This window comes from Agrobacterium sp. A3-95 (genome assembly GCF_053521785.1).
In genome coordinates this window covers 1-7,953 of the sequence record NZ_JBNWDR010000021.1, presented here as the reverse complement: position 1 = coordinate 7,953, position 7,953 = coordinate 1, and the positions used below count along the sequence as shown (strand labels likewise).

Below are 7,953 nucleotides of genomic sequence, written 5' to 3'. Positions count from 1 at the left end.
TATCATGATATTGTTATTGTAATCGATCGCCGCTAATTTTCATCGCCTTTTCAATCCACTTCCCAATCAGATTCCTTCCCGCTTCCCATATAAATAAATCCACCTCGCTGTAAAACCTATATAAAATCACATGGTTATAGCGGTCCAAAATTATCTGCGCACAAACAGACGAGCTTTACCAATCAAATCCCCATCCTCCCCTTAATGCGGTTGATTTATGATTATTTATATGTTTTGCATGCCCGGTTGAATAAATTATATGTTTTATCGACACTCTCCCGCCATTGATCCAATCCTGACCAATCCACCCATTCACCCATTCACCCTCGCCTAAGGGAAAATTCATTCCCATTAACAAGTATAAATACACAAATATATGTATTAATAGCGATTACAAAGGTATAATATTCCGCCTGAGCACCCTGCAGCGCGTACTACCCTCATCGCAATCGAATGACAGGTAAATACGGATCGTTCAGCCTATCAAAAGTTGCAAAAATGATTGACTATCGCGGCTGCGTGAGGGAGCCTCTGCGCGAAAATACGGGGAACATAACAAATCATCATGTCGCCAGAACGCTTTAATGAATGCCTGCGGGTGATCCGCTGGACGCCAATCAATATTGCCTCTGCCTTGCAATGTGAACTCTCATGGATCGAGGCGCTGCAAGCCGGCAACGATACAGTTCCAGATGGCCTCGCAACATGGCTGGAAACGCTTGCGCAAGCCCATGAAGCATTACCACCGCCATCAACCTACAGAGGAAAACGGTCGACATTCTGATGCGGCCAGCAGCTGAAAACCTTCACCAACAACCGGATTACGCAATATGAAACATGCCATCGCAATTCTCGGTCTGATCACCGTCTCCAGCCCGGCCTTCGCAGCATCGTGCGAGAAAAACTTCACAGTCTCAGGTGTGCCGATGGTCACAGCTGTCTCTTACAAATCCTTTCAGGAACTGCCGAAAGCCAAAGCACCCGCTGTCCTTCAAAAGCTCGCCCAGGCCGTCGCAGCGGAAGGTTTCTCAGGTATCCAGATCAACAAGGCACTGTCGTCAATCGATGCCCACCAGGAAACCAGCGGAAGTGGCAGGATTCAGACGCTGCGCGTTGTCGCCCGCCAGAAAGGCGCCGCTGTCCGGATCGATGCTGTTTTCAACATTCAGGCAGGACAGATCGCCGACAAGGACGTCATCCGCAAGGGCATCTGCGACATCATAAAAGGCGTGTAAGGCATGGCTTAAAGACACTCCGGTCCAGCAGCACGAGCCGTCCTTCAGTCGTGGCATCTTCGTCTTTCTTCCCTACGGTGGAGAACCCGAGAGACAATAAAAGGCCACGCATAGCTCTAAACATCATACCTCTGTCGCAGGACGAAACTGCTGTGATTTTCAGCTACCCAAAAACGCAGTCAGCGCATGCCAGGAAATACATTGCGCCAGTCATGCTCAAAAACGGCGATACTCGATTACTTGCGCTTTCTACGCTTGTTCTTGATACCACCGAGAATTTCTATCTGCGGCCATCGCATGTTGATAGCTGGGCCTCCGAAAAGCGAGATGCCATTCAAAAAGCATATTTCTCGACGGTCAAGGATGGGGCGTTCCTGGAACCCACGCCCGAATACATGCTTTTTTGAGCTGTGTGCATATAAACCGGGGAACTCCGACGCGACATTGAATGCGGTCCTCCAGAAGACTCTCTGAAAAGAAGAGCTATGCGTTCGATCCTAACAGGAACCGACCCAAACTGTTGTGGTGCAATTATGCAACTGTCGTGCAGTCCTTACTGTCGGTGTACCTATGCACTTACTGACAGCGGAGCTGTTTGTTTCGTTTATCCAACTTTACTTTTTCCGGCGACGCAACAACGATCCGATAAATCTTGTTGAAAGGACATCGGATGGCTTACACAGGCACACAATCAAGTCCGCTCGTTATCTCTGAAACCCCTGGTGCGTTACAGCGAAACTGGAAGATTCCGGCTCGATTCCCCCTGTGTCCAGACACATTGGTAGAAGCACCGCTATTGACCTATTTTGAAAATTTGTTCGTGGGGGATGTGGCGGTCGTTACGCCCTTCGGGCAGACCACCATTGGTGATACTGCGATGACACCGGACAGCAGCAGTATTCTTTTGCTTGGTGAACATGGTGAAGACGCGATCAAACCTTGGTCGTTGATGCAGATAACGTTCGAAGACGGATACTTCGTCCACGAAAGCCACGGCATGTTCTTTTCCCGCGAAGGTGCAGAGAAGGAATTTACTCTGGCACAGGGGCTACCGTGGTGCGGTGAAGACACCATTGACGACTATTGTAGGTAACGTGCAGACGTCTAAATGCGGCTCGAGTCAATTCAGCGAAATGGCGCGACAACGATAAAGTCTTGATCCGGCCCAGAGCGTACAATGGCGAGGGCGGCGGATAGTTGCGTCAATGGCGATCCTGGCGTATCGGCCACCTCCGCCAACCGGCCACCATCCCATTTGTGGGCGACTGACCTGAAGCCCATTCGCACGGAAGCGGGCTATGACGCGGCGCTCGCGGAAGTGGAGCAGCTTTGGGGTGCGAAAAGCGGTACGCGAGACGGCGACCGACTTGATGTTCTGGCAACCCTCATCGAAGTGTATGAAGCCAAGCATCATCCGATGGACCCGCCTGACCCGATCGAGGCGATCAAATTTCGAATGGAACAGCAAGGGCTGACCCGCAAGGACCTCGAGCCGATCTTCGGCACCCGCAACCGCACCTCGGAAATCCTTAATCGACGACGCGGCCTGTCGATCGAAATGATCCGGCAATTGCACGCAACGCTCGGTATTTCGGCCGAAGTGCTGATCCGCCCCTCCCTCCACGACAAGGCGCCATCTTCGTGGCGATCGTGATCTCGCTGCTTGGCACAGGCGCACGGCCCAGGATCGCTTCGCTTCGGGCATACGCGGGAGCCGTGTCGAACAATCGCAAACCGTTCGAATATGCGGCCTCGATCAGCGAAAGTGCTGCCTCCTCTTTCGGAGGTAGCACATCATTCACATCCCATTGCCGACCTATCGACAACAGGCCCAACCCCAATTCGACTGAAGGCATGTTATTTCCCTTTGGGGTGAAAGAAAGACTGGGGCTTGATTTCAGCCGGAGAGAACGTGCCATTGCCAAGAATAACTTGGCCGACAGGCACAGTGAGATTGCGGGCAGTACCAGCCCCCTTCAGCAAGCCCGCTCGAAGATCCGGATCGGTGTCCTTATAGGAGTGGCCAGCTTCTAGATGGCAGCTATCGACAATGATCGCGCCGAGAATCTGGCTGCCCGTCCCGAGGGTAGCTCCCCAAACACAGCCGCACCGCCCAGATAGCGCCCGTTGTCCCCAATCACGATCCCTGCCGCGGGCCGGTTCGTCTTTGCCGTGAAGCCGCCTTCACCGAACTGGTTGGACGAGCCGATGATGATCGGTCCGGAAACCGCTTCAACGAGCGAATTGCTGAAGAATGTATTGTCGTCGCCGATCGACAGTTCACCAAGATCGTTGCAGAACAGGGAAACGCAAGGGAATATCGTATTGCCCGTGCCGATCTTTACCGTCGCCGAGATGAGTATGGAGAACGGATCAAAGATGACGTTTCCTCGTTGCACAAGATATTGAATGTCTCCGATGGTCATGAGTCCGCGTGAACGGCGAACATCGTCCATGAAGGTGGGGAAGTCATGTTCAAGCAACCTCTCTAGTCGTTTCTGCATCAAGAGTCGGGAGTTCGTCGCACGGTCTGAGGGCGATGTCCGAATTGTCGAGCCTATCGTGAATGAAGAACGTCAATACGTCCGTAAGGTATGGAGCTTCAGTCATCTTGCCGGGGAGGACCACGACATGACCAGGGATCGGCTCGCTGATGGCGATATTGAGCGAACGGGCGCTTGCGAGATCGGTGACATAGTCAACCTTTACGCATGCGACGTCGCGAGAGCCTTGTTCATCCCATGATGGAAAAATCCGGCGAATTCCGCGACGCAGATTCTGCGCCCGTTCCGGGATTACATCATAAGAGGGCTCGGTACTAAGCAGCGCGTCCTCATTAAACCCGACTATGCTGACCTCGCCATGGTGCATCATCGCGGCTTCATGCGGGTCCAAGAAGAAGACGCCAGCATGGGCCAGCCCCTTGGTGACGACCAAGTGGCTCTTCCAATAGCGGATTGGCAGATCGATGCCGTGATACTTCTGGAAGATTTCCTTCGCGCCTATGCCGGAGGAATAGATGATCTTGCGTGCTGAAAATGTCTTTCGCTCGCCGCTGACCTTGCCCCGTTGAAATAATCCATTTTGAAGTAAGCTCTGGCCCATTGAGAGGACCAGGGAATGAAGCGCAATCGTTTTACAGACGAACAGATCATCGGCATTCTGAAGGAGCACGACGCCGGCCCAAACCGTTCACTGGCCGCCGCAAAAGTGTGGCTTCGCGTGACTATGGATAGACGCCGTACAGATTCAAATAGTGCAACAAGTCTGGCGTCAGCGGAAGCTTGGAAAGCTCGTCATTCCTGAACCAGCCAATGGCTGCGGCATCGTCCCCGGCGGACGCTTCGCCAGAGATTTTTTCGCCCAGGAAGTCGTGAATTTCATAGATGCCCCCTTTGCCGTCTGGGACATGCAATTTTCCCAGCTCACTGACGATCCTGATCACCAGCCCCGTTTCCTCGAAGACCTCACGGATCGCGGCCAGCTCCAAGGTTTCCCCAGGATCGACGCGCCCACCGGGCAGGGTCCAGCTTCCCTCATCTGGCGGGTTGGCTCGTTGAACCAAAAGGATGCGCTTCTGCCCATCGAGAATTACGGCGCTGGCTGCTAAGGTAGGCGTATCATCCACCATGTATCACTCCCGGCAAGATCGGTTGAAGTCATTCATCGCGACCGAGCTACGCTTCTCGGCGAGCGCAGCGAGGACCGAAGCCCACAGCGCAAGCGCGGTAGACAGAAGCATGATGGAGAACAGCGCGTAGGGCGCATTGCCTTCCGTCAGCACGGCGCCCGTGATCGAGGACAGGGTAGCCCCACCTGCAAGCGTGATCGCGCCAGCCAGTCCGGCTGCACTGCCGGCAAGGTTAGGTCGTACGGAGAGAGCACCGGCATTGGCACTTGGCATCGTCAAGCCATTGCCAACGCCGACCAGAATGCAAGGACCCAACAACGCAACCACATTCTTCACGTCAGCAAATAGCAGGGTCAGGCAAATCACCGGACCGCTGCAAGCAATGATCCGCCCCAGGATCATCATGGTCGTCAGTCGATATCGGCCGGCATAGCGCCCAGACAGGAAGCTGCCAAAAACAAAGCCAGCCGTAATGCTGCCGACGATGAGACCAAGCGCAGTCGACGACATGTTGAACATCGTAGCGACGAAGGGAGCCCCGGCGAAAAACGCGTAGACCGTGCCGACGGAGAACCCCATGCACAGCGCATAGGCCCAAAAGCGTGGCGCGCGGAAAAGCGCTGGGTATGCGCGGAACTGCTGCGCTATGAAGCCAGATCGGATTCTGTTCGTCTCACCGAGTTGGAACCAACACAAGGTCAACATTGCGGTGCCCGCAAGCGCTAGGCCCCAGAAGATAGCCCGCCAGCCCAAGGCCTCATCCGCCAAACCGCCAAGCGCCGGGCCAATCATCGGTGCCAGCGCCCAGATCATCGCTGCATAGCCAATGCGGCTTGCTGTCTGCTCCTTGCCAGCATTGTCCCTGATAATCCCCATTGAAACTGGATAGCAGGAGGTGATCGCCGCCTGGAGCGAACGGAAGGTAAGAAAGGCCCAGATATTGGATGCAAGAGCACAACCGATGGACCCGACTGTGAAGAATACGAGGCTGACGATGACGATCGGCCGACGCCCGAACCGGTCGGACATCGGCCCCATGATCAGTTCCAGTATAACGGCGACAGCTGCGTAGCCCGCCAGAGACAGGCTCACGAGAGCATAATCGCTTTGGAAATCTCTTGCGATGTGCGCCATCGACGGCAGGAAGATGTTCAATGGTAGCACCGAAAGGGAGCATAGAAGGGTCAACGTAACAAGCGTAGGCGGACGTTGTGCGCTCAGTCGTGCAAGTTGGCTATGTAACGTCATTGCGGCCCCTTTTATGAGGCCGGCAAAAGAGAGAGGCGTCTGACCCGTCCCTTCGCCGGCATGATCCGGATCAGGTTCAAAGGGTCACTGCGCTGCGTTCGCCCAACAGTATCTCAGCCCTTTGACAGGGCACCCCTCGGTACTGATGAGACTAGCCTAAACTTTGAAGGATGCACATGGGGTTTGGGTTTGAAATCTGTCGCAGCGAACCTGATCGCGGCGATGTCCGATTGCTTAGGCATCCGTGACCGCTTCTGGCGCGAAGGGAAGGACTGCCGACGGCCCAAACCGGTCATTGGCCGTGGAAAAAAATCAGGAGTTGCGCGACAATTTGGTATAGCGTTTAATGTGCTTAGCTAGGCGATCAGCATCACAATCGGGACAGCACAGCCTGATCCCCTTACCAGTCAGCAGTGCTTGCGGTTTACCGCAGGATGGACAGGTCAATATTGCCGGGTTGGCATTATGGACAACGCCGCCTTTCCAAGGGAAATCGACATCCGGTCGCTGGGCCTCGAACTGAGCAAATTCCTGCCAAGAGAAATTGTTTGACAGAAAAAGCTGGTGAAGCAGTTTCAACCCCCAAAGAGGCTTCAACGAACCATCGCTGACATTGCCCGAGAAGATTAGTGTGCTCAGTGAGGTGGAGTCAGAGAGTGGCGAAAAAGAGTCAACTTTGTTCTTACCGGAGAAGGACGGCCAGATCGTTAAAGCTTGGAGTTCCTTCAAAAATTGCAACCCATCAAGGGTATTCAGTTGATCACATGAATAGACCCAAAGAGCTTTGAGCTTCGGAAATCGCGTTGCGATCCCCCGAAAGGAGGTGAGCTTGCGGCATTCAACAAGATAAAGGGACGTTAAGTGCTCAACGTCAGAGAGTCCGCAGAAATCTACTAGCGGAGCACCTTCTAAGCACCAACTCAATTCGCTGGGAGCAGGAAGTCGCTCAATCTTCTTTACTGAGCGATGGATGCCGTCAGGGTTTCCCCGAAGGAATTCCAAAGTACCAACTATCGCTGAGAAATATTCCAAATCTAAAGCCGCACCAACTTCGTTAGGATTTAAGCTGTTCTCACAACATCTTAAATAAAAGCTAAACTTGTTTCGCTGGCTTTTTCGAAGCCGCAGAGTAGGAAGTTTAGCAGCAGCCACAATGACCACAATTGGCGCGAAGCGGAAGACCGCAGTTGGCCCGTAGTGGTCATTGAGCTTGGCTAATATACAGGTATCGATTTACGATGCGCCCGCTGCTCTGGAGCCGTTTTTGGTAGACCTCCATTCGGTCATGGACTTTTTCCGCGACTTTCTGCGACGGTATATTTTCGGGGCTTATTATGCTGACCACCCTGCCCAGGCCAAGGGTGTTCAGCGCATGGCCCCGACAAGCTGTCGCAGCCTCAGTAGCAAAGCCGTTCCCCCAGAAGCCACGCCACAGATGATACCCAATTTCCGGTTCGGTGCCTTCAGGGGTCTCTTGGAGAGTAATCCCACAGTCGCCGATGACCTGTCCAGAAGAAGGGTCAACTACTGCCCAAAGGCCGAAGCCGTGCTTGAGGTAGCTGTCGAATGAAAGCTCCTGAAACCAAGTCCGGATTTCCGATGACGACTTGGTGCTTGGATAGAATTTCATGCATTCATGGTCGGCGTAAATCTTGCTCAACGCGTCTAGGTCTTGTTTCTCGACTTCCCTAAGAAGCAGTCGGTTAGTCCTCATAATAGTTGGCACGCAAACCTCTCATCTGAACTGCCCCCCATTTCGACCGGACAGTCGGCATAAGCAGAAAGGCTCAAGCACAGGCTTGGGTATAGGCTTATGGCTAACGACTATCGACACGTTGA

11 protein-coding genes, 1 pseudogene and 1 riboswitch are annotated in these 7,953 nt (G+C 53.6%); of the genes and pseudogenes, 5 read left to right on the top strand and 7 right to left on the bottom strand.

Annotated elements, in window-relative coordinates:
• The first annotated feature begins 565 nt into the window (after positions 1-565).
• The 5 genes from ACQZ5Y_RS28155 (at position 566) to ACQZ5Y_RS28135 (ending at position 2,889) form a co-directional block, all read left to right on the top strand.
• Complete coding sequence (locus ACQZ5Y_RS28155; protein ID WP_174059896.1) at positions 566-784, top strand: hypothetical protein; 219 nt, start codon at positions 566-568, stop codon at positions 782-784.
• A gap of 46 nt (positions 785-830) precedes the next feature.
• Positions 831-1,235, top strand: a complete 405-nt coding sequence (locus ACQZ5Y_RS28150) for a hypothetical protein (protein WP_003518904.1) — start codon at positions 831-833, stop codon at positions 1,233-1,235.
• Between the two features lie 152 nt (positions 1,236-1,387).
• The gene (locus ACQZ5Y_RS28145) at positions 1,388-1,642 is read left to right on the top strand and encodes a hypothetical protein (protein WP_174059897.1); all 255 of its coding nucleotides are present in this window, start codon (positions 1,388-1,390) and stop codon (positions 1,640-1,642) included.
• Between the two features lie 263 nt (positions 1,643-1,905).
• Positions 1,906-2,328, top strand: coding sequence for a hypothetical protein (locus ACQZ5Y_RS28140; protein ID WP_236762959.1), 423 nt, complete (start codon positions 1,906-1,908; stop codon positions 2,326-2,328).
• 84 nt (positions 2,329-2,412) lie between these two features.
• Positions 2,413-2,889, top strand: coding sequence for a helix-turn-helix domain-containing protein (locus ACQZ5Y_RS28135; protein ID WP_419462448.1), 477 nt, complete (start codon positions 2,413-2,415; stop codon positions 2,887-2,889).
• 34 nt (positions 2,890-2,923) lie between these two features.
• Here ACQZ5Y_RS28135 and ACQZ5Y_RS28130 read toward each other — a convergent pair.
• From ACQZ5Y_RS28130 to ACQZ5Y_RS28100, 7 genes and pseudogenes are all read right to left on the bottom strand, one after another.
• Positions 2,924-3,091 (bottom strand): annotated as a pseudogene (locus tag ACQZ5Y_RS28130) (aldo/keto reductase); the annotation flags it as partial.
• A 174-nt stretch (positions 3,092-3,265) separates the two neighbouring features.
• Complete coding sequence (locus ACQZ5Y_RS28125) at positions 3,266-3,661, bottom strand: hypothetical protein (protein WP_211380938.1); 396 nt, start codon at positions 3,659-3,661, stop codon at positions 3,266-3,268.
• 49 nt (positions 3,662-3,710) lie between these two features.
• Complete coding sequence (locus ACQZ5Y_RS28120) at positions 3,711-4,409, bottom strand: FAD-binding oxidoreductase/lyase (RefSeq protein WP_174059895.1); 699 nt, start codon at positions 4,407-4,409, stop codon at positions 3,711-3,713.
• Between the two features lie 52 nt (positions 4,410-4,461).
• A complete protein-coding gene (locus ACQZ5Y_RS28115; protein WP_174059899.1) occupies positions 4,462-4,866 on the bottom strand; it encodes an NUDIX hydrolase in 405 nt (134 codons plus the stop codon).
• 3 nt (positions 4,867-4,869) lie between these two features.
• On the bottom strand, positions 4,870-6,114 hold the full coding sequence (locus ACQZ5Y_RS28110) for a Bcr/CflA family efflux MFS transporter (RefSeq protein ID WP_174059900.1): 1,245 nt from the start codon (positions 6,112-6,114) through the stop codon (positions 4,870-4,872).
• 30 nt (positions 6,115-6,144) lie between these two features.
• A riboswitch (TPP riboswitch) is annotated at positions 6,145-6,261 on the bottom strand.
• A 165-nt stretch (positions 6,262-6,426) separates the two neighbouring features.
• On the bottom strand, positions 6,427-7,266 hold the full coding sequence (locus ACQZ5Y_RS28105) for a leucine-rich repeat domain-containing protein (RefSeq protein WP_336510358.1): 840 nt from the start codon (positions 7,264-7,266) through the stop codon (positions 6,427-6,429).
• 49 nt (positions 7,267-7,315) lie between these two features.
• Positions 7,316-7,828, bottom strand: a complete 513-nt coding sequence (locus tag ACQZ5Y_RS28100; protein WP_003517283.1) for a GNAT family N-acetyltransferase — start codon at positions 7,826-7,828, stop codon at positions 7,316-7,318.
• Positions 7,829-7,953 lie beyond the last annotated feature (125 nt).